The 18669-nt window shown below is 67.2% G+C and carries 23 protein-coding genes; 12 read left to right on the top strand and 11 right to left on the bottom strand.

Going from position 1 to position 18669, the window contains the following annotated elements; all coding sequences use genetic code 11:
* Nucleotides 1-2: 2 nt before the first annotated feature.
* Both DEJ46_RS23210 and DEJ46_RS23205 read right to left on the bottom strand, forming a co-directional pair.
* Complete coding sequence (locus DEJ46_RS23210; RefSeq protein ID WP_150269278.1) at nt 3-359, bottom strand: hypothetical protein; 357 nt, start codon at nt 357-359, stop codon at nt 3-5.
* A gap of 138 nt (nt 360-497) precedes the next feature.
* Nucleotides 498-1277, bottom strand: coding sequence for a GntR family transcriptional regulator (locus DEJ46_RS23205; RefSeq protein ID WP_150274695.1), 780 nt, complete (start codon nt 1275-1277; stop codon nt 498-500).
* A gap of 18 nt (nt 1278-1295) precedes the next feature.
* On the opposite strand from DEJ46_RS23205, the gene DEJ46_RS23200 reads away from it, so the two are divergent.
* The 3 genes from DEJ46_RS23200 to DEJ46_RS23190 all read left to right on the top strand — a co-directional run bounded on the left by DEJ46_RS23200 (nt 1296) and on the right by DEJ46_RS23190 (nt 3001).
* On the top strand, nt 1296-1763 hold the full coding sequence (locus DEJ46_RS23200) for an NUDIX hydrolase (RefSeq protein ID WP_150269276.1): 468 nt from the start codon (nt 1296-1298) through the stop codon (nt 1761-1763).
* Between the two features lie 20 nt (nt 1764-1783).
* Nucleotides 1784-1990, top strand: coding sequence for an e9imm peptide (locus DEJ46_RS23195; protein ID WP_150269274.1), 207 nt, complete (start codon nt 1784-1786; stop codon nt 1988-1990).
* A gap of 837 nt (nt 1991-2827) precedes the next feature.
* Nucleotides 2828-3001: a hypothetical protein gene (locus DEJ46_RS23190; RefSeq protein WP_190622839.1), complete on the top strand. Its 174-nt coding sequence runs from the start codon at nt 2828-2830 to the stop codon at nt 2999-3001.
* A 370-nt stretch (nt 3002-3371) separates the two neighbouring features.
* On the opposite strand, the gene DEJ46_RS23185 is transcribed toward DEJ46_RS23190, so the two are convergent.
* Nucleotides 3372-5087 carry an AIPR family protein gene (locus tag DEJ46_RS23185; RefSeq protein ID WP_150269272.1) on the bottom strand — a complete coding sequence of 572 codons (1716 nt, stop codon included), beginning with the start codon at nt 5085-5087 and terminating at the stop codon, nt 3372-3374.
* Nucleotides 5088-5435: 348 nt separating this feature from the next.
* On the opposite strand from DEJ46_RS23185, the gene DEJ46_RS23180 reads away from it, so the two are divergent.
* Together DEJ46_RS23180 and DEJ46_RS23175 are read left to right on the top strand one after the other, a co-directional pair.
* On the top strand, nt 5436-5723 hold the full coding sequence (locus DEJ46_RS23180; protein WP_190622837.1) for a hypothetical protein: 288 nt from the start codon (nt 5436-5438) through the stop codon (nt 5721-5723).
* Nucleotides 5724-5805: 82 nt separating this feature from the next.
* Nucleotides 5806-6054 carry a hypothetical protein gene (locus tag DEJ46_RS23175; protein WP_150269270.1) on the top strand — a complete coding sequence of 83 codons (249 nt, stop codon included), beginning with the start codon at nt 5806-5808 and terminating at the stop codon, nt 6052-6054.
* 87 nt (nt 6055-6141) lie between these two features.
* Here the strand turns inward: DEJ46_RS23175 and DEJ46_RS23170 are convergent, their stop codons facing one another.
* From DEJ46_RS23170 to DEJ46_RS40050, 5 genes are all read right to left on the bottom strand, one after another.
* Nucleotides 6142-6489, bottom strand: a complete 348-nt coding sequence (locus tag DEJ46_RS23170) for a hypothetical protein (RefSeq protein WP_150269268.1) — start codon at nt 6487-6489, stop codon at nt 6142-6144.
* Nucleotides 6486-7157, bottom strand: a complete 672-nt coding sequence (locus tag DEJ46_RS23165) for a GntR family transcriptional regulator (protein WP_150269266.1) — start codon at nt 7155-7157, stop codon at nt 6486-6488. Before DEJ46_RS23165 ends, DEJ46_RS23170 begins: the two co-directional genes overlap by 4 nt.
* An 8-nt stretch (nt 7158-7165) precedes the next feature.
* On the bottom strand, nt 7166-7390 hold the full coding sequence (locus DEJ46_RS23160; protein ID WP_150269264.1) for a hypothetical protein: 225 nt from the start codon (nt 7388-7390) through the stop codon (nt 7166-7168).
* A 172-nt stretch (nt 7391-7562) separates the two neighbouring features.
* Nucleotides 7563-7730: a hypothetical protein gene (locus DEJ46_RS39245; protein WP_190622835.1), complete on the bottom strand. Its 168-nt coding sequence runs from the start codon at nt 7728-7730 to the stop codon at nt 7563-7565.
* 144 nt (nt 7731-7874) lie between these two features.
* Nucleotides 7875-8153, bottom strand: coding sequence for a hypothetical protein (locus DEJ46_RS40050; RefSeq protein WP_150269261.1), 279 nt, complete (start codon nt 8151-8153; stop codon nt 7875-7877).
* Between the two features lie 78 nt (nt 8154-8231).
* Here DEJ46_RS40050 and DEJ46_RS23145 point away from each other — a divergent pair, with 78 nt between their 5' ends.
* The 3 genes from DEJ46_RS23145 (at nt 8232) to DEJ46_RS23135 (ending at nt 10135) form a co-directional block, all read left to right on the top strand.
* Nucleotides 8232-8996, top strand: a complete 765-nt coding sequence (locus DEJ46_RS23145) for a GntR family transcriptional regulator (RefSeq protein ID WP_150269260.1) — start codon at nt 8232-8234, stop codon at nt 8994-8996.
* 180 nt (nt 8997-9176) lie between these two features.
* Nucleotides 9177-9413 (top strand): hypothetical protein, encoded by a 237-nt coding sequence (locus DEJ46_RS23140; RefSeq protein ID WP_150269258.1) that lies wholly within the window; start codon nt 9177-9179, stop codon nt 9411-9413.
* A gap of 281 nt (nt 9414-9694) precedes the next feature.
* Nucleotides 9695-10135, top strand: a complete 441-nt coding sequence (locus DEJ46_RS23135; RefSeq protein ID WP_150269256.1) for a hypothetical protein — start codon at nt 9695-9697, stop codon at nt 10133-10135.
* A gap of 3 nt (nt 10136-10138) precedes the next feature.
* Here DEJ46_RS23135 and DEJ46_RS23130 read toward each other — a convergent pair whose 3' ends face one another.
* Both DEJ46_RS23130 and DEJ46_RS23125 read right to left on the bottom strand, forming a co-directional pair.
* The gene (locus DEJ46_RS23130; RefSeq protein ID WP_411757776.1) at nt 10139-12058 is read right to left on the bottom strand and encodes an MFS transporter; all 1920 of its coding nucleotides are present in this window, start codon (nt 12056-12058) and stop codon (nt 10139-10141) included.
* 107 nt (nt 12059-12165) lie between these two features.
* Entirely contained in the window at nt 12166-14505 is a 2340-nt protein-coding gene (locus DEJ46_RS23125) for a D-alanyl-D-alanine carboxypeptidase family protein (RefSeq protein ID WP_411757775.1), read from the bottom strand.
* A 162-nt stretch (nt 14506-14667) separates the two neighbouring features.
* On the opposite strand from DEJ46_RS23125, the gene DEJ46_RS23120 reads away from it, so the two are divergent.
* From DEJ46_RS23120 to DEJ46_RS23110, 3 genes are all read left to right on the top strand, one after another.
* Nucleotides 14668-15369 (top strand): GOLPH3/VPS74 family protein, encoded by a 702-nt coding sequence (locus DEJ46_RS23120; RefSeq protein ID WP_150269251.1) that lies wholly within the window; start codon nt 14668-14670, stop codon nt 15367-15369.
* Nucleotides 15370-15540: 171 nt separating this feature from the next.
* On the top strand, nt 15541-16401 hold the full coding sequence (locus DEJ46_RS23115) for a helix-turn-helix domain-containing protein (RefSeq protein ID WP_150269250.1): 861 nt from the start codon (nt 15541-15543) through the stop codon (nt 16399-16401).
* A 181-nt stretch (nt 16402-16582) separates the two neighbouring features.
* The gene (locus tag DEJ46_RS23110) at nt 16583-16783 is read left to right on the top strand and encodes a DUF397 domain-containing protein (protein ID WP_150269248.1); all 201 of its coding nucleotides are present in this window, start codon (nt 16583-16585) and stop codon (nt 16781-16783) included.
* An 86-nt stretch (nt 16784-16869) separates the two neighbouring features.
* Here the strand turns inward: DEJ46_RS23110 and DEJ46_RS23105 are convergent, their stop codons facing one another.
* The gene (locus DEJ46_RS23105; RefSeq protein ID WP_150269246.1) at nt 16870-17703 is read right to left on the bottom strand and encodes a hypothetical protein; all 834 of its coding nucleotides are present in this window, start codon (nt 17701-17703) and stop codon (nt 16870-16872) included.
* Nucleotides 17704-17785: 82 nt separating this feature from the next.
* On the opposite strand from DEJ46_RS23105, the gene DEJ46_RS23100 reads away from it, so the two are divergent.
* A complete protein-coding gene (locus tag DEJ46_RS23100) occupies nt 17786-18568 on the top strand; it encodes an SDR family oxidoreductase (RefSeq protein WP_150269244.1) in 783 nt (260 codons plus the stop codon).
* The last annotated feature ends 101 nt before the right edge of the window (nt 18569-18669 follow it).

The following is an 18669-nucleotide window of genomic DNA, read 5'->3' as shown; positions in this document are numbered from 1 at the left end:
GATCAGGCAGCCTTCGAGGTCGCCGCGCTGCCGACGAGCGAGGTGACCGCGACGGCGCGAAAGGCGATGCCGTGCCGACGCTGGCCGTTGAACTCGTTCTCCCAGGGCCGGGCGATCAGGCCGGTGACCGCGACCGGGGTGCCCATGACGAGGTCGGCGGAGACCCCGGTCTCCGGAACGGTCACGGTCAGGATCTCGACCTCGCCGTTCGCGGCGAACATGACGTCCACGGTCGACAGCGCGGCGCCGGTCTCGGCGTCCATGGCGCGCTCGCCGGTACGACGGTCCTTCACCTTGGGCTGCGGGGACTGGGCGACCATCACGGAGGCCGCGGAGGTGTCGACGGGGATCTGACGCACAGAGATCACTCCTCTAGAAGTGCTGGACTCCGTCACTCATGTACATGAGTGACATGAAGAAGAGTGCCTGACTCCTATACATGAGTCAACCCGCCCGGACGAAGAAGTCCGAGCGGGCTGCGGAGAGTTGACCGTGCGTCAGTCGGCGGCAGGGATCCGATACTCGAAGACGAACTGGTCAGCGGCCATGAGGGTGTCGCAGACCTCGACGACGCGACCGGTCTTGGTGACGGCGTTCCGCAGCAGGTGAACGACGGGAGCCCCGGGGCTCAGGGCGAGTTCGGAGGCTTCAGCCTTGGCGGCCGGCCGCGCCTGCAACGTCTCGACGAACTCGGTGAAGACGTGCCCGTCGTCCTCCAGCCGGGCGTAGATCCCACCAGGCCCGGGGTTCTCGGAAAAGAGCTGAGGGATGTCCTTAACGACGTCCCACGGGAGGTAAGAGGAGGCGGTCTCGACGGGAACGCCGTTACGGAAGTACAGACGCCGCCGCGCGAGCACCTGCGTACCGGTGTCGACGCCCAGCCGCTCGGCAATGTCCTCCGGCGCTTCCATCGGCCCGATGTAGAGGACGCTCACCTTGGCGGTAGCGCCGGACTGAGCGGACTCCGCAAGGTAGGCAGCCTTCCCACCCCGCCGATGGGAGGCCCGGAACCGATCCGAGGAACGCAGCCGCACGGGCGGCCGGTCCTTCACGATCGACCCTTTACCGTGCCGCGTCTCCACGAGCCCGCTGGCACGAACCTCGACCATCGCCTTACGGATGGTCCCGCCGGCGACGCCGTACCGCTCGACGAGCTCGGACTCACTCGGCACCAGGTCGCCAGGCTTGAGAACCCCAGCCTGGATTTGCTGAACAATCTCCTCGGCGATCTGGACGTACCGAGGTACGGACCGACCACCTCCTACTGGAGTTCCCACAGTCTTTCCCACTCTCCTATGCTCCTGTACATGAGTAACAGCGCCCGAGAGACGACGTCAACGCCACTGCACTCCGTGTCCGTCGCGGGCGCGGTCGTACGCGAAGACGGCCGACTCCTGGCGATCCGCCGCGCGGACAACGGCACGTGGGAACTCCCGGGCGGCGTCCTCGAACTTACGGAGGCCCCCGAAGAGGGCGTGGCCCGCGAGGTCTGGGAAGAGACAGGCATCCGAGTAGAGGTCGAGGAACTGACCGGCGTCTACAAGAACACGACCCGCGGCATCGTGGCCTTGGTCTTCCGCTGCAAGCCGTCCGGCGGCGAGGAGCGAACCTCCACGGAGTCGACCGCAGTCGAGTGGCTCACCCCGGAAGAGATCACCGCCCGAATGACCGAGGTCTACGCGATCCGCCTCTTGGACGCCCTGGACGAAGCAGGCCCCCACGTCCGAAGCCACGACGGCCGTCGGCTCGCCGCACAGCAGTAAGCGTGGAACCGGTGCGAACGATGAGCCGCGAGGAAGCCATCTCCCTGGTTCAGCGCCTCATGGCCGCCGAGGAGACCAGCGAGGCAGAGCAGGACCAGATGCTGGAGACCCTCGAACGCGGCCTGGTCTGCCCTCACATCAGCGACTACATCTTCTGGGGCCCCGCCGAGTTGACCGCCGAGCAAGTCGTAGACAAGGCCATGGCCTACCACTCGATCGCCCTGTGACCGCAGGACTGATGCGGTAAGAGTTTCCCTACTTCATCAAGGCACCCGCCGCGCACGGCGCGGCGCGCGCGGCCCGTCGCCCGGGCCTGCGCTCCTGTCTCCGCCCCGCTCCAGCCCGGCCGCCGTCCGCACGCCTGACGGCTCGGGTTGATGAGCGAGGGGACCGCGTGGAGGGCTGGAACGACTGCTCACGGCGCGAGTCAGAGAGATGCCTCCGGCGGAGGCGCTCAGGCTCCGGGATGGACGGGGCGCCGCGTGCGTCTGCCGGTTCCGTCGTGGTGAGCGTGGGAGGCTCCCATCCCGCCTGCCATCGACCCAGGCAGAGCCGAGCAGACACGGGTCCTGGCGTCCAGGTCGTTCGTACAGCGGCGCGCTCCACCTGGACGCCAGGACCCGTGTCTGCTCCACGGTGTGTGGGTCGACGGCAGACGGGATGGGAGCCAGGGCGAGTGGTGGGCGGAGGACGCGAGGGAGGCGCACGCCGTCGTCGGCAAGTGGTCTCAGCTGCTCGCCAGGTGCTATTCACGGCATCGTGGGACGATTGGCCCGAGAGGTGATTTGCTATGGCGTCCTACGAAGTCACGCTACCGGCTCGGGTCCCGCCAGGTCAGGACGTGGAGAAAGTGGAGGCCGCCGACTACAAAGTCGAGGACGGCTTCGTTCACTTCACAGATCAAGCTGGTTCGAAGGTGGCTTCCTTCCAGGCCGAGAAAGTTCGGATGATCAGGAAGAGTTCTGCCAGCTCCTAGCACGGGAAGTTTCGGCTTCTGCCTCATTCACCGGTTGTGGTACAGCAGTCCGACGCGCCGGCACCGCGTGGCCCCGCGTTCTGGTCGCGTGGACGAGGAATCGGTGTTCATCAAGCTGACGCACGACCAAGCATTCGTGCTCTCGGACTGGCTCTATGAAGTGATGGTGGAGTCCAACAAGCTCGACGTGATCGTCCCGGACCGTGGCGTTTGGTCAGGTACGTACGCGATCTCCGGCACCCTGGAGAAAAGCGCGCGTTGAGATATTCATGCCTGACTACGCCGGCCCTCTGGGGCAGGCGCAGCAACGTTTGCTCGACGGCATGGGTGGCGACGAGGAGCCAAGAGCGAGCGAGGCCGTGTCAAGAGTCCCGGCGATGACATCAGCTGCTGACACCAACGAGCGCGAATCTCGCCGATCGACGCCGAACGTCAGCGGGAGGCCAGCAGGGACCCGGAGCCCGTTGTGCGAGGTCCCACAGCCCCCGTGATCGACCTGCTGAGGATTAGGCAGACCTCAAAGTTCGTATCAAGCATGGCACGCCGTCCCACTGATGGACGACGCACCGTCGGCTTGGCTGAGTCATTGAGACTCAGCCCGCCTCAGGAGCGCAATATGGGTCCAGTCGAACTCAATTTTTCATAAGTTCAGTGATCAAATCTTGCGTGAATTGCTGCCGCTTAAGCCGGTCTCTTGACGGCATCTGCCCTCCGCCAGCAGCAATGACAGACTGAGCCAGTTCCCGGAATGTCGCGATCAGGTCATGCTGCTTCAATGCGACAATGATTTGCTCACTCTGCTCCTCCGCCTTTCCCTTCTCAAGGGAAGTCGACTTCCCGCCCAGCACGTGATACTTCAGGGCCATGAGAATGTGATACCTGGTCGGCTTGTAGGCAGACTCCAGCGCTCCAGACCTGAATGCATTTTCAAGACGGTACGCGGCGAAGGCGCTGACCATATAGGGCAGCAGCTTGTGATCCTCTCGGAAGATAGCTGCGCCAATGTCATCGTATAGCCTGCTGGCGTACCGGGCAGCAACATGGGGGGCGTCCAGGAACATAGCTGAGACAGCACGCATTTGGTCGCTGATGGTGACGATACGATTCTTGGTCACTTCTTTGTTGTAGAACTGACCGGATCGACGTTCATAAGTCAGCTTGAAATCTGGCGAATCAAGCTTATAGAAGTCTTCCAGCCTCTTCTGGAATTTACTGAGCGCCACCAAGTCGTTCTCTTGGACAGCAGTCTGAGAATTGGTTGCCCGGATGATTTGGGTGGCAACCTCCTCATCCCCGGTCACCACCAGTCGAATGGGTACGTAGACCTCAGACACGGCATCACCGAGCGACTGCTTGGATAGGTAGAGGCAGTGGCTGGTTTGACAGCCGTTCACGATCTGGTAGCCGGAAACCGCCACTGCATCTCCCGGCTTAGGGGCATAGGAAGCAGCAACGACGGTCACGCCATTATTCAGAACGGGGAGGAGGCTTCTCTCTGTAGAGTTCAGGGTGTCCATGATCTGCATGTTGACCGAGTTATCTTCTCCCTTGAATCCTCGCACGTTGTCATAGAATACGCGCTCATCAAGGTTCTTTTCATCGCCGGTTTCGATCAACTTAAGCAGCTCGGCTACCGACACGACACCCAGAATCGCCTGATCGACGCCGGGCATCTTTGGGAGATTAACTTGTTTCTCGAATTGAATTTCCACCTCGTTTGCGTGGTTCTTCCTGACCCATGCATCGTGGATGTCGTCGGCACCTAGAACGGTGACAGCGACTCGACCGAGGAAGCCAAGGCCTTCGATCTGTTCCGTAACGGTAGCGACTCTCTCCTTTACGGGGTCGGAGGAGATCGAATTTTTTGGCGCGGTTGTCGTGAAATACAAGTAGACCGAAGGTGAACCCTTGAGTCGGCCCGCATAGTTTTCGAATACTGCTCCGAGCGCCTGCGCTAGCGCCTCCATGCGAGGATACGACGGGAAGCCATCATTCTCTAGGAATTTCCGAACAGTGTCACCGAAGCTCAGAACCTCGGCACTCGATACAGAAGCGGACTGCTTCGCCTGAATGAAATGCAAGCCTACTTCAACCTTGGCGGCATTCTCGCAAATTTCTCTTACGTCATCCGCATCCCAAGCCAGCTGTCCATTCACGTCCAGCGCGATGACGTCGATACCAATGGCTCCCTGGTCGAGGAGCAGGTCCGACTTTTGGACTTGAGCTATGAGATCTTCGGGAAGAATGAGGCTGGCGGCGAACAGCTCGAAAGCATCAGCGTTGCTGATTTCGAGGAGTTCTTCTTCCTCGCGAAACTTCTTAAACAGTCCCTGGATGAGGGGATTCATCCAAACTCCCAGGTGTTAGGCGACAGCGTCCCGAGTGGATGCACCTCTTTAGGGAGATTCAACGCACTTCGGCCCAGGTCATGTTACGGCCAGTACTTCCAACTTGGGTAGGGATCCCGCACTTTGAGCCCGGTAGCGGCAAGCATGAGCGGCTTCGGCCGCTCGGCACTCGATCGAGGTTGTCTCAGATGGAGTCGACACTCGACTGGAGTAGCCACCTGTGCGGCGCGAGGTCTATTCGTGGACGGAAGAGGCATGCCGATACGCTCGTGCCCCTCTGAGCAGCGGTAATGCGCAGGACGCACAGGGCCTCCGGAGCCATGTGTCGTGGGCGGCATCATGGTCTCCATGACTTCCAGACCCGTCCATGGCCCAATCGAGAGCACCCACGTCACGGTGACGGATGGTGCCGCGCTCGTTTTCACGTGGGACTCGGACTCACGTATCGAGGTGCGGAACCTTGGGGGTGAGGTTGTCATCGAGGCGAATGCCGCGGGCCTCAGGACGCTGGCTGGACACCTGCTCGTACTGGCCGGCGAAGGCGTCTCCGACGGAGCGCATCTGCACCTCGAAGACAGCAACGGGCTAGAGGACGGGTCCGTCGGCTTGGTGCTGGAGCGGAGCGACCAGGAGTAGCACCTTCAGCGCGTAGGTCTCTCGGCCTGGTGGAGGCGGTCGCCCCACTGCGGGATGTGGCATGCCAAGTAGGGTGCCGCGCATGACCACTTCTCCGGATCACGTCGTCAGCAGAGAGGATCTGGCGTCCTTCGTCCTCTCTCTGCACCGCAGCTGTGACGACGGCGGTGAGTCGTGGGACAACGCAGACCTTGCTGGGTTCCTGGAAGCATTGGCCGCATGGATTGACGACTCGGACGGTTGGTACCGCAACACCAGCCGCGAGCTGCCGGCCGAAGGTGGCTGGCGCTTCTTCGCCCACGCGCTCCAAGCGGCAACGATGTACGAGTAGCCAAGGTTCTTGCCGTGTCAGAGCACTAATCAAGCAGAGCAGCCTCGGACGTGATCCGGGGCTGCTCTGTCGTTGGATGTGCTGTTGCTAGCCGAAGGCCGGAGCCTGCAGTTGAGGGCCCTCGTTACCTTCCTCGCGGGTGGTGAGGTTCGCTGCCGGCAGGCGGTGGCCGCGGCTTGTTGCTACGCGGAGTGCATCCTGGAGGGCTTCCGTCAGGGCTGTTGACAGGCGTCGGAGGTCCTCCGGGACGGTCACCTCGGCTCGGAGGACCTCCGTTGCGTGTGCCACGAGATCGGCTGCCAGGTCGAGTTGGATTGCCTCGGTGGTGTCAGCGAGGCGGGACAGGCGGCTGCCTTCGTCGTTGGTGCTCAGGTAGCAGGGCTTGCCGTCGGGGCCCGACCAGGGCAGGAGGCGGAGTTCGTTGTGGGGCGTCATCCTTCCTGTCCCTTCTCCTCGGCTGGGTTGCGGGTGATGAAGAGTGCGTCGGCGCGGTCGCTGGGGAGGACCAGGAGCGCCGCTTCCATCACTCGGCCGGTGGTGTCGGTCGACACGCGGGTGATGGAGAGGACGGCCAGGGTTGCGCTGATGCGGAGCATCGAGGCTTCCTCGGGGGTTGGGAGGCGGGCACTGATCTGGTCTTGGCTCTGCTCCGCAGCGGATCGGTGCCAAGAGGGCTTGGCCGGCGCCGAGTCACGTGGGACGTAGATGCGGGTCAAGCTGTGCGGGGACTCTCCCTGGTGGGTGAGGTAGAGGAACTCCGTCAGCGGCGTGCGCGCCGGGACCTTGAGTAGGGGGATCAGGTCTCCGTGCGCTCGGATGTTGGTGGTGCGGACTGTGATGTGGAGGTCCGTGTCCGGGATGAGGCGGCCTCCTGTGTACGTGAGTCTGCGGAGCGGGCCGCGGACGTAGTTGCCCTTGCCGTGGATCTTCTCGATCAGGCCCTCGGACTGGAGGAGTGCAAGGGCGTTGCGCAGGGTTGGGGTGCTGACCTTGTAATCCGCAGCGAGTCGGGGCTCCGAGGGGAGGCGTTCGCCGGCCTTGAGGTGGCCAGTGGTGATCTGGGTCCTGAGGTCGGCGGCGATGGTGTGGCGGAGGGACGGCATGGGGACGGTCACCACCTTCTGAGCACTCGTACGGCGATCAGGCGCGTACGGGTGTGCATCGTTAGGAGTTCGCCCGATTCGAAGAGCAGGCGCTTGGCTCCGCCGGGCAGTTGGCGGAGGTCAGCTACTCGGCACGGTTGGCCGCCGATCTGGATGACGTCTCCGCGCTGCACGGTGGTCGTGGTGATCTCGACCGGGGAGGCGAGTGCGCCGCCCGAAGGGAAGGCGTTCACGAGGCCGCCTCAGGTGACGTGGCTGTGGAGTGGCAGGGGCAGGCGCACGCCTCGTAGACGACCGGGATGTCGATTGGAGATGCCGTCGGGGAGGAGTACGCGCACTCGTGATGGGTGCCGATATGGCAGGCGCTGGACCGGTAGGGCGTGGTCGCCGTTGACGGGACGCGGGTCATCCGTGGGCCTCCGCCGGCGCGAAGCAGGTGTGGGCGAGGAGGTGGTGCGGGACCGGCACCGAGCTCTGCCGTGTGCGCTGCTCGCCGGCCAGGACGTACGGGCGGACGAGAGCCGTCTCCTCGCCCGGGACGAAGTCCGTGCGGTTTCGGAACTGTCGGAGCAACAGCGTCAGTTCGTCGGACGGTTTGGGGAGAACGAGCGTCAGGCGGGTCGGCGTTAAGACCTCGCGGTGTCGGGTCGTTTGGGCGTACCGCTCTCTGGTGCGCCTGATGGCGCGGCGGATACGGTTGAACACGCTGATCAGCTCCTATCGCTGATGGCCAGGTCCCCGGACATCGCCCGTCGCGGGGACCGCTTTGTTCACGGCGGCCCATAGGGTGCGACCGCCCAGGCTGGTGGCCAGGAGACCGAATCGGTCCGCCGTAGCCACGACCTCCAGGACCTCCCGCCATGTCTCGGCAGGGAGGGTTTCCGGTACCTCCGCTTCGATCGACGTGTGTCTGGTGTGTTCCAGCACGCGTGTGGTCAGTCCGATGGCGGACAACCGGGCGGCGAGGGCCTCCGCGCTTACTTCTGGAGCAGGCACAGGGAAGCCTCCGTCACCGCTAGTCACTTTCAGTGAAGCTAGTTAACTAGATTAGAGCTAGTGGACTAGATTTTCCATATGCCTGAGCAGCCGCCTTACCTCCGCATCGCCGACGAACTGCGGCGGCGGATCGCGGAGCACGAATGGACCCCTGGAGACCGGCTGCCCTCTCGGGCCCAGATCGGCCAGGAGTGCGGGGTGGGCGAGAACGTCGTTCGCCGGGCCCAGGAGTTGTTGATCTCCCAGGGTGTGCTGGAGGGGCGGGCCGGGTCCGGGACCTACGTGGCCGAGCCCCGGGCGCGGGTGCGGATGGTTCGGTCCGCGGCTCGCGAGCAGCCTGACGGGTCGCCGTTCCGGGCGGACATGAAGGCCGTGGGACGGAATGGCGGCTGGGAGAGTCGGACCGATGCCAAGGTGCCCGCGCCGGCCGAGATCGCTGCGCGGCTCGGGATCGGTGAGGGCGAGCTGTGCGTCCGGACCGTGTACGAGTTCCTCGCCGACGGGAGGCCTGTGCAGTTGTCGACGAGCTGGGAGCCGTACGACCTCACCGGCGGGACCCTCGTCGTCCTTCCCGAAGGCGGGCCACACGCCGGGGTTGGCGTCGTGAACCGGATGGCCGAGATCGGCGTTACGGTCAGCCACGCCGTCGAGCAGCCCGAGCCGCGGCAAGCCACCGCCGAGGAAGCCTCGCTCCTCGGGATTCAGAAGGCCGCACTCGTCACGCACATCCGGCGGACGTACTACAGCGACCAGGGCCGGCCAGTAGAGACGGCTGACATCGTCGTACCCGCTGCGCTCTGCGAGATCGTCTACGAGATCCCCATTAACCGGCAGCAGGCGTAGGGAAGCCCGGAGTATCGTCGGCACCGGCTGCAATCCCGGTGCTGCAAAGACGGGCGATCGAGTGACGGACGACCGGGAGTTCCCGTTGCTTGCGCCCGTACCAACCGAAGGCCCAGGCATGCCTGATGGACGTTGCGAGGCACCGTCGTGGACGCAGATCGAAGGACCCGGATAACCGGCATGGCCGAGGCAGCTCGGCCCGTCTGGTCCGAGAGCCGCGACGGTACGGCCTTGCAAGAGCTCTTGAAACAGCGCGGCTGCGACGGGGTGGACGCCGTCATGGTCACCATGCAGGTCGTCGGTTGTGGGCTCGCCGAGGCGCAGGAGATGTTCTTTGCCGCGCCGTGCCGCACGGCCGAGCTCAGCTTCCATAACGCCGTAATGGACGGCTTGGAGCGATTCCAGGACGACGCCTGAAGTGCAACGTGCCTCGGACCCCTGACATCCACAGCTGACATCAACGGCGATGGATGGCGACAGTCATCCCCGGCTGTCCGCAGCAGTCGCCAGCAGGAGCCCGCCCACGGCCAGGACCCCGCAACCGAACTCCTAAAGCGGGTGTCGCAGGTTCGAATCCTGCCGGGGGCACAGTGGAGTAGCAGGGCAGAGGCCCCGTCGTCCTTGTGGACGCCGGGGCCTCTTCGCATCCGGAGCGCGGATCGGGGATCGGGGATCGGGGATCGGGGAGACTACGCCTCATGGGGACACTGCCGTACGTCGACGAGCATGCCGTCATCGTCGAGCTCGGGGCCGACGAGGCGTGGGTGAGGGTGCGGGGCGGGGTGGAGCGGGCGTTGGCGCGGCCGTGGCTCGCGGCCTATGCGCGGGTCGTCGGGGCCGAGCCCCGGGAGGGCGGTGGGCCCCGGCCGTTGGCCGAGGGGGCCCTCTTTCCCGGGTTCCGGGTCGTTCGGGCCGTGCCGGGGCGGGAGCTCGCCCTTGAGGGGCGGCACCGGTACTCCTCGTACTCCCTGGTCTTTCGGATCGAGGAGCTCGCCGACGGGCGGTCGCGGCTGCGGGCCGTGAGCCGGGCCGCGTTTCCCGGAGTGGCCGGGTGGGTCTACCGGGTGCTCGTCATCAGGAGCGGCGGGCACGCCGCGGGGATGCGGCGGATGCTCGCCTCGATCAGTGGCGGGAGTTGAGGATCAGCGGAGCTCCTCCGGGCACGGCGTGCCCCGGGAGAGTTTGTACGGGGCCGCCAGGCGGTAGACGCCCGCCTTCGGGGCCAGCAGTTCCGTCCACTCGTCGCCCTCCGCGTCCGCCTCCGCCTTGAAGAGGCAGCCCTCCTCGTTGGCGAAGACCTTCACGAGCTCCGTCTCCGACTCCTCGCGGGCCAGCTTCGAGGCCTCGGTCTCCTGCGGGGCCTCGATCTTGCCGCCGTTCTCGTCCATGAGCGCGAGCCACGGCGAGTACGGGACGCGGATCTGGACCCGGCCGGGGCTGCCCACGCGGATCACGACCTCGTTCTCCTCCGCGCTCAGCACCTCCGCGGGTGCGTCCGCGAGCGGGGTCGGGTTCTCGACCGCGTACAGCCGCCAGTTCTCGTCCGACCAGACCTGTTCCAGGTACGGCAGGCCGTCCTCGATCAGTTCCGCCTCCTGCTCGGCGCCCGAGTCGGGGGCGCCGGTGGGCAGGACCACGTAGTGGACGGCCCAGCGGTGGAGCCAGTCCTCGTAGTTCACGGCGTTCAGGGTGTCGTCGTAGAAGAGCGGGTTGCGCTCCATGTCCGCCTGGCGGTTCCAGCCCCTCGCCAGGTTGATGTACGGGCTGAGCGCGGACGACTCGCGATGGCTGGAGGCCGGCACGACCTCGACCCGCGCCTTGCCCGCGTCCCGCACCTGGAGCTGGTTGACCAGCGGCGCGAGCTCGCGTGCCCAGGAGGCGTCCGGGGCGGTGCGGATGACGTCGTCGACGCCCTTGAAGCCGATCCAGAAGTTCAGCCCGGCGAAGGCCAGCACCAGCGCGTACCAGCGGCGCGAGCGCGGCGCCGTGTACGGCAGGGCCGCGAGCAGCACGACGCCCGCGAAGAGCATCGGCAGCCGCGAGATGTTCGAGCCGATCTGCGAGTCGATCAGCCAGGTGAGGAGCGTGCCGATCGTGTAGACCGCCGCGGCCGTGCGGACCGTGCGCCAGTCCTTCGGTACGAGGACGAAGGTCAGCACCCCGAAGAGCAGGGGCAGCGCCGTCGAGCCGAAGGCCATCGGCTGCGTACCGGAGAAGGGGAAGAGCCAGGACGAGAGGGCGACGACCGCCACCGGGGCCAGGCCGAGGGCGTACGCGCCGGGGCGTCGTTTGTTCAGGAAGAGCGCCGCCGCCGCCACCCCGAGGAACAGCCCGGCCACCGGGCTGCACGCGGTCGCGAGGCCGGCGAGCGGGGCCGCCACCGCCGCCTTGGCCCAGCGCTTGCGGCGCCAGCGGTGCGGCCAGCAGAAGACGGCCGCGACCGCGCCCAGCGCGAACATCATGCCGAGGCCGAAGGTCACCCGGCCCGAGAGCGCGTTGCAGAGGAACGCGAAGACGGCCGCGAGCGAGCAGGCCATCGGATTGCGCACCGCGGGCACGCGCACCAGGATCAGCGCGGTCAGCGCGGCCGACAGCGTCCCGGCGACCATCATCGTGCTGCGCACGCCGAGCAGCGACATCAGGTACGGCGAGACGACGCTGTACGAGACCGGGTGCATCCCGCCGTACCAGGCGAGGTTGTACGCGGAGTCCGGGTGCCGTCCGACGAACTCGGCCCACGCGTCCTGCGCTGCCAGGTCCCCGCCGCTGTTCGCGAAGTAGAAGAACCAGAGGATGTGGGTGACGGCCGCGACCCCCGTGGCCGCCATGACCGTGTAGCGGCGCTTGCGGCGCGGGGCCACGGACGACGGTGGGGCTTCCCTGTCGGGCTCCGGGGCCGGGCGCTGGGACGGGAGCACTATTCGCGAGAGGGAAGGAGCGGACGAGGGGGACGATTCACGGGGGGAATCGGTGCGGTCTGCTCTGTCGGCTTCATCGGTGTGATCCTCGCCGTCGGTGTGGTCGTCGGCGCGGTCCGCGCGCGTCGGCTCAGCGGTGGTCACTGCTGCCCTTTCCCCTGCTGCCCGTCTCGCTTCTCGTCCCCCGGAAACGCTAACAGCCGGACGCCCCGGAGGTCCGGGGCGTCCGGCCGAGCGGATGACTGCCCGGCTCAGCCGAGGCGGGTCAGCTTCCTGTCGAAGCCCGGCTCCACCAGGTCCTTCTCCAGGGCGACCGGTGCGCTGACCTTGCCCACGCCCGTACCGATGGACACCTGGCCGATCACGTCGCCCGCCTTGCCCGCGTGCGGCACGGCCTTGCCGCCGTCCGTGAGCTCCAGCTTCACCTTGAGGCCCGGCCAGCCGATGGCCTTGAGCTCCTTGGTCGCCACGACCGGGGTCAGGCCGCCGAGGCCGTCGTCGATGTGACCGAGGACCTGGCCCTTGCGGACCACGACGGCCGAGGTGACGTCCTTCTGCGCCTGCTGGATCAGCTTGTAGCTGTTGTCGATGGCGAGCTGCAGCTTCTTGCCGAGCTGGTCCGCGTCCTTCGCGCCCATCACGATGCCCAGGATGCGGCGGGTCTCACCGTCCACGACGGTGTTCGCCGACCAGAGCAGGTTGCCGCCCGCCGGGGTGGAGGAGCCGGTCTTGATGCCGCTCACACCCGGCTTGAGCAGGATGCTGCTGTTGTTGTTCTCGATCCGGCCGGGGATGCCGTCGACCGTCACGTTCGGCGTGTTCACGATCTCGCGGAACACGTCGTACTGCATGACCGCCTTCGCCAGCTTCAGCTGGTCCTGCGGGGTCGAGACGGTGCTGTCGAGCAGACCGGACGGGTCGGTGTACGTGGACTGGGTCATGCCCAGGTCCTTCGCGGCGGCGTTCATCTTCGCGACGAACGCGGCCTCCGAACCGGCGTCCCAGCGGGCGAGCAGCCGGGCCACGTTGTTCGCGGACGGGATCATGAGGAGCTGCAGGAGCTCCTTCTCCGTGTACGTCTGGCCCGTCTGGACCGGCGCCGTCGACTCGTGCTCGGCCTTGCCCTGGTCGGCGGCCTTCTGGTCGATCTCGATCTCGGGGCCCTGCTGGCTCCCCTTGAGCGGGTGGTCGCGGAGGATCACGTACGCGGTCATCGTCTTCGTGACGCTCGCGATCGGGGCCGGCTTCTGCGGGCCGTACTGCCCCATGGAACCGACGCCCTCGACCTCGACGGCGCCCTGGCCCTCGCTGGGCCACGGCATCTGCAGTTCGCCGCCCTCGAAGGTGAAGGTCGGCGACGCGGAGAGGGTCAGGGTGGGCGCCGGCAGCGGCCGGACCATCTGCACGATCGCAAAGACGATCAGCAGGAGCACGACCAGCGGCGTCCAGATCCGCACTCGGCGCGCGGTCGTCCGCAGGGCGGTCGGCTTGGGCGGCGGGGTGTTCGTCAGCTCCGCGAGCAGGTCCAGCGGGGGCAGCGGCGGCAGCGGCTGCTGGCGGGTGCGCTCGGCCTCGACGAGGGACGCCGGCGGTACGGGGGCGGCCTCCGCGGCCGCACCGGAGGCCTTGGGGGCCGTGGGGGCGGCGGGTGCCTTGGAGGCCTCAGCGGCCCCGGTGGCGGGCTTGGGGGCGGGCGCGGGCGCCTTGGGGGACGCCTGGGCCTGCCGGGCCTGCTCGGCCTTCCGCTCGGCGGGGATGTCCGCGCGCAGCGGTACGAAGGTGCTCGTGCGCTCGCTGTCGTAGTCCTCGCGCAGGGACTGCGGGAGCTTCAGCGCGGTCGTCGGCTGGTCCACGGCGGGCGCCACGGGCGGGCGGACGATCTTGAACATGGCGGTCGGCTGATCGACCGGCTCGTCGGTGGTCGGCTCGTCAGCCGCCGGGCCGTCCGTCGCGGGCTCGTCATCGCCGTCGGACGCGGCGGCGGGCTCGGCGGCGGCCTTCTCGGCCTCCGCGGCCTTCTCCGCCTTCTCGGTCTCGCTCGGCTTCCGCGCCGCGAACCAGGACTCGGCCGACGCCTTGTCCTCGACGGGCTCGTCGGCCGGCTCGGCGACCGCCTCCGCGACCGGTTCCGCGTCGGCGGGCTCCGCGTCGGCGGGCTCCGCGTCGACCGTCTCGTCCGTGAGGTCCTCGTCGGCGTCCTCGGCGGCGCCGTCGGCTGCCGGCGCGACCGACGACTCGGCCGCCGGCTCGGACTCCTCGTCGTCCGCCGAAGCCACCCACGCCGCCACAGCAGCCTTCAGCCGATCGCCCTCAGGCTTCTCCGCGGACGCGGCAGGCTTTGGTGCGTCGTCCTCCGACGTCCGGGGAGCCAGAGTCCTGAACACGGCCGTCGCCTGATCCACCTGAACCGACGACCCCGACGGATTCGACGAATCCGACGAAGACTCCGACGGCGCGGAATCTGCCTCACGGAGCGCGGCGAGCCGAGGATCCCGGCCGCCGCCGCCCGAGGCCGCCGTCTCCTCCGACGACCCCTGCTGCTCCGCCTTGTCGGGGGACTCGCCCGCCACCGTGCCTCCTCCATGCGTCATGCGTACGTCCGAACCGTGTACCAGTGTCCTGTGTGAACCCCTTGGCCCCCGTGCTAGACGAGAACGACATACCTACTGGTTCCCGGATGAACCACCCAGGCACTCTCGACAGATGAATGTGAGAGGGGTCACCCTGTCATTCATCCACGCGGGGAGGCATGGATGGGCAGGAGCCGCAGAACTATTCCGGAGGAGCTTCTGCTGCTCGCTCTGGACCCGACCACGGGTACCACAGCGCAGCCGCAGTCGCTCGACCTCGGCCTGGCCGGAGCACAGCTAGTGGAGCTGGCTCTGGCAGGACGGATAGCCCCAGACGGGGATCGTATCGCCGTGGTGATGCCACGGCCGACCGGAGATCCGACCTTGGACTCCGCACTGGAGCTGCTGCGCAGGCGTGGCAGCCCGGTTCGGGCCGTCCACTGGATCGGCGGACCCCGACTGGGGCTCCGTCAGACGTATCTCTCGCATCTGGAGCGATGCGGCATGGTGCATGCCGTGGAGGGCCAGATGTGCGGGGTGTTGCCGACGACTCGCTACCAGGCGACGGACACGGCGATCAGCAGGGAGATCCGCTCCCGGCTGGACAATGCGATCCGCACCGGCGTACCGCCGGACCCGCGGACCGCGGCGCTTGCCGCGCTGGCCCACGCGGTCGGTCTCGGGAAGCACCTGTACCCCGGCAACGAAGGACGGTCGTCGCGGTCCCGACTGCGCGACCTGATCCGGCACGACCCGATGGGCGGCCTCGTGGCACACGCCGTGATGGACGTCCAGAACGGTGCGGCGGCACAGCCGCGCCGTGCGCCCGCCGCGGGCGTACCGGCGCAGCCACGCGGCAGCATGGCCCGCGCGGCGGTTCATTGATCCAAGAGAGCCAACCGGGAGCCGCACAGGTGTGCGGGGCGGTCGTCACGACCGCCCCGCACACGTACGTTGTGCCGGTTTCCCAGCGCACACCCGGCCTTTGGTGGCAGTCTGCCAAGCGGTAGATACTCACAGCTACGCAGGCAGACAGCAGCCGGAGGTGCAGTTTCCGTGGCGTCCAACGTCAACCCCACCGTCAGGCGACGCCGATTGGGCCAGGAGCTGCGCAAGCTCCGAGAAGCGAAGAACATGACGGCCGAGCAGGTCGCCGAGCGCCTTCTCGTCTCCCAGTCCAAGATCAGCCGCCTCGAGAACGGCCGCCGTTCCATCAGCCAGCGCGATGTGCGCGACCTCTGCGGGGTGTACGAGGTCGAGGACGAGCGCATGGTCGACTCGCTCATGCAGATGGCGAAGGACTCGCGCCAGCAGGGCTGGTGGCACGCCTTCGGCGACATCCCGTACAGCGTCTACATCGGCCTGGAGACGGACGCCGAGAGTCTGCGTATGTACGAGTCACAGATCATCCCCGGGCTGCTCCAGACCCCCGCGTACGCGGAGGCCGTGATCTCCGGCGCGATGCCCGAGTCGACACCGGCGGACATCGACAAGCGCGTCACGGTCCGCACCCGCCGCCAGGAGCGCATCCGGGACGAGGAGCGTCCGCTGCGCCTGTGGGCGGTCATCGACGAGGGCGCCCTGCACCGGATCGTCGGCAGCAGACAGCTGATGGTGCAGCAGCTGGAGCACCTCATCGAGCAGTCGCACCTGCCGCACGTCACCGTGCAGGTGATCCCCTTCGAGATGGGTGCGCATCCCGGGATCAGTGGCCAGTACTCGATCCTGGAGTTCCCGGACACGTCCGACTCCAGCGTCGTCTACATCGAGGGCGTGACGAGCGACCTGTATCTGGAGAAGGCCCAGGACGTCGGCAAGTACAGCGTCATGTACGAGCACCTCAGGGCGCAGGCGCTGAACGTCGAGCAGACCCGTGAGTTCATCGCGAAGATGGCCAAGAAGCACGCTCAGGGCTGATCGCGAGCGGGTGGGCCAGGCACCGTACACCGCGTGATCGCTCCCACGGAAGCGCAGTTGGAATATGCCACCCGGTCGGGTGAACGCCGGTCCCGCAGGGCGGGGCCGGCGAGTAGCGTCGATCACGCCGGCAAGAACGTCGGCAGGACACCCCCACTGGGCAGAACCGGAGTTGAGCATAATGGCGATTTTTCAGGGTGCTACGGACACGTGGACGAAGTCTTCCTACTCCGGTGGGAACGGCGCCTGCGTCGAAGTGAAGTCCCCCGTCGTGGCGTCCATCGCGGTGCGTGACTCCAAGGCTCCCGAAGGCCCGTCCCTCTCTTTCGGACCGGGCTCGTGGAACGCGTTCGTCGGCGAGGTGAGCAACGGGGCCCTCTGAGCTCCGATGCTCCCGCCTTCGCTGCGGTACCCGAAGAGCCCTCTCGTCTAGTCCGCCGTCCTGGCCGAGGGGGCTCGGCTATTTCCTCAGCGCAGTTCGTCCACGTACCGGTCCGTGCCCGGCACCGTCGGAACGAACGGCGCCACCAGCTCCACCCGGCCCTCGGTGCCCCCGAGGGTCTCCAGATCCGCGAAGTGCTCCACCCAGCAGTCGCGCGGGTCCCGCTCCAGGAACCAGAGCAGGGTCAGCCGGGTGTCGACGCCCTCCACCTGCTTCACGTACGTCATGCGGTCGCCGGGCAGCGGGGTCGGACGGAAGACCGTCACCATCGCCGCCGGTGAGCCGGCCAGCCGCGCGGGCAGCTCCCGCGAGCGCAGCCGTTCGAGCAGCTCCGCCCGCGCCCCGGGCCCCTCGGCGTCGACGACCTGGAGGATCAGCCCGGCGTAGGGGTGGTCGAGGGCGTGGAAGTCGCGCGGACCGCCCGCCCCGTCGCGGTACACGGTCGCCTCGTGGTCCTGGAAGGCCGTGAAGACGTGGGTGCGGTCCTGGTGGACGCGGGCGTCGCGGTTGAGCCGCTTGTTGATGGCGACGGTCCACTTCATGTGCTCGTCGTAGCGGCCGTCGGTGATCCAGTACGTGGAGAGGTAGCAGCCCGCGGTGACGGGCTGGGCGACGGCGGACTTCTCCGGGCGGCGCAGCTCCTGGAGCTCCCGGGTGGCGACCCAGCGGCGGCCCGCGTACATCCAGGGCATGGCCATGGCGCCGGCGTAGTAGTGGTCGTCCTCGTACCAGCGGTTGTACGCGTACTCATGGCCCGGGTGCGGTTCGACCATGGTGATCAGGGCGTGGCCGGGGCGCACGCCGTACGGGCCGACGGAGGCCAGTTCCGCGTACGTCTCGCTGCGGGTCTCCTCGCTCACTTTCGTACCCCTTCCCAACTCGGTGACGGAGACCTACTCTGACGGACCGTCAGATGCTTGGCCAGGGTCGAGGAGGGTCCGGATGCTGCTCCAGGGGAAGACGGTCGTCGTGTCGGGTGTCGGGGCCGGACTCGGTCATCGGATCGCCGGGACGGTGGTGCGGGACGGCGGCAACGCCGTCCTCGGCGCCCGCACCGAGGCGAACCTCGCCAAGTCCGCCGCCGAGATCGACCCGGAGGGGCGCCGTACCGCCTACCGGGCCACGGACATCACCGACGAGGAGCAGTGCGCGGCCCTCGCCGGGCTCGCCGTCGAGCGCTTCGGCGGGGTCGACGCGGTCGTCCATGTCGCCGCCTGGGACTCCTACTTCGGGGGCCTGGAGGATGCCGACTTCGCGACCTGGCAGTCCGTCCTCGACGTCAATCTCCTCGGTACGCTGCGGATGACCCGCGCCTGCCTGCCGGCGCTCAAGGAACGCGGCGGCTCGGTGGTCCTCATCGGTACGCAGTCGGCGATCGCCGCGCCCACGCAGGTGCGGCAGGCGGCGTACGCGGCCTCGAAGGGGGCGCTGACCTCGGCGATGTACTCACTGGCGCACGAGCTCGGGCCGCACCGGATCCGGGTCAACACCGTGCTCCCCGGCTGGATGTGGGGGCCGCCGGTGCAGGCGTACGTACGGTTCGCCGCGGACTCCGAGGGGGTGCCGGAGGCGGAGGTCCTGGCCCGGCTGACCGAGCGGATGGCACTGCCGGAGCTGGCGACCGACGGGGACGTGGCGGAGGCGGCGGCCTTCCTCGCCTCGGACCGCGCGCGGGCCATCACGGGTCAGTCCCTGCTGGTCAACGCCGGGGAGCTGATGCGCTGACGCCCGGCCGAGCCCCCTCCACAAGTTCATGGACGTGAACAAGGGTCAGTAAACAGAACGATTTTACTGTCCCTTGACCCTCCATTGCATTGTCCCAGCCT

The organism is Streptomyces venezuelae, assembly GCF_008642375.1.
In the GTDB taxonomy this organism is placed as follows: Bacteria; Actinomycetota; Actinomycetes; order Streptomycetales; family Streptomycetaceae; genus Streptomyces; species Streptomyces venezuelae_G.
This window is presented reverse-complemented; position numbering and strand designations above follow the sequence as displayed.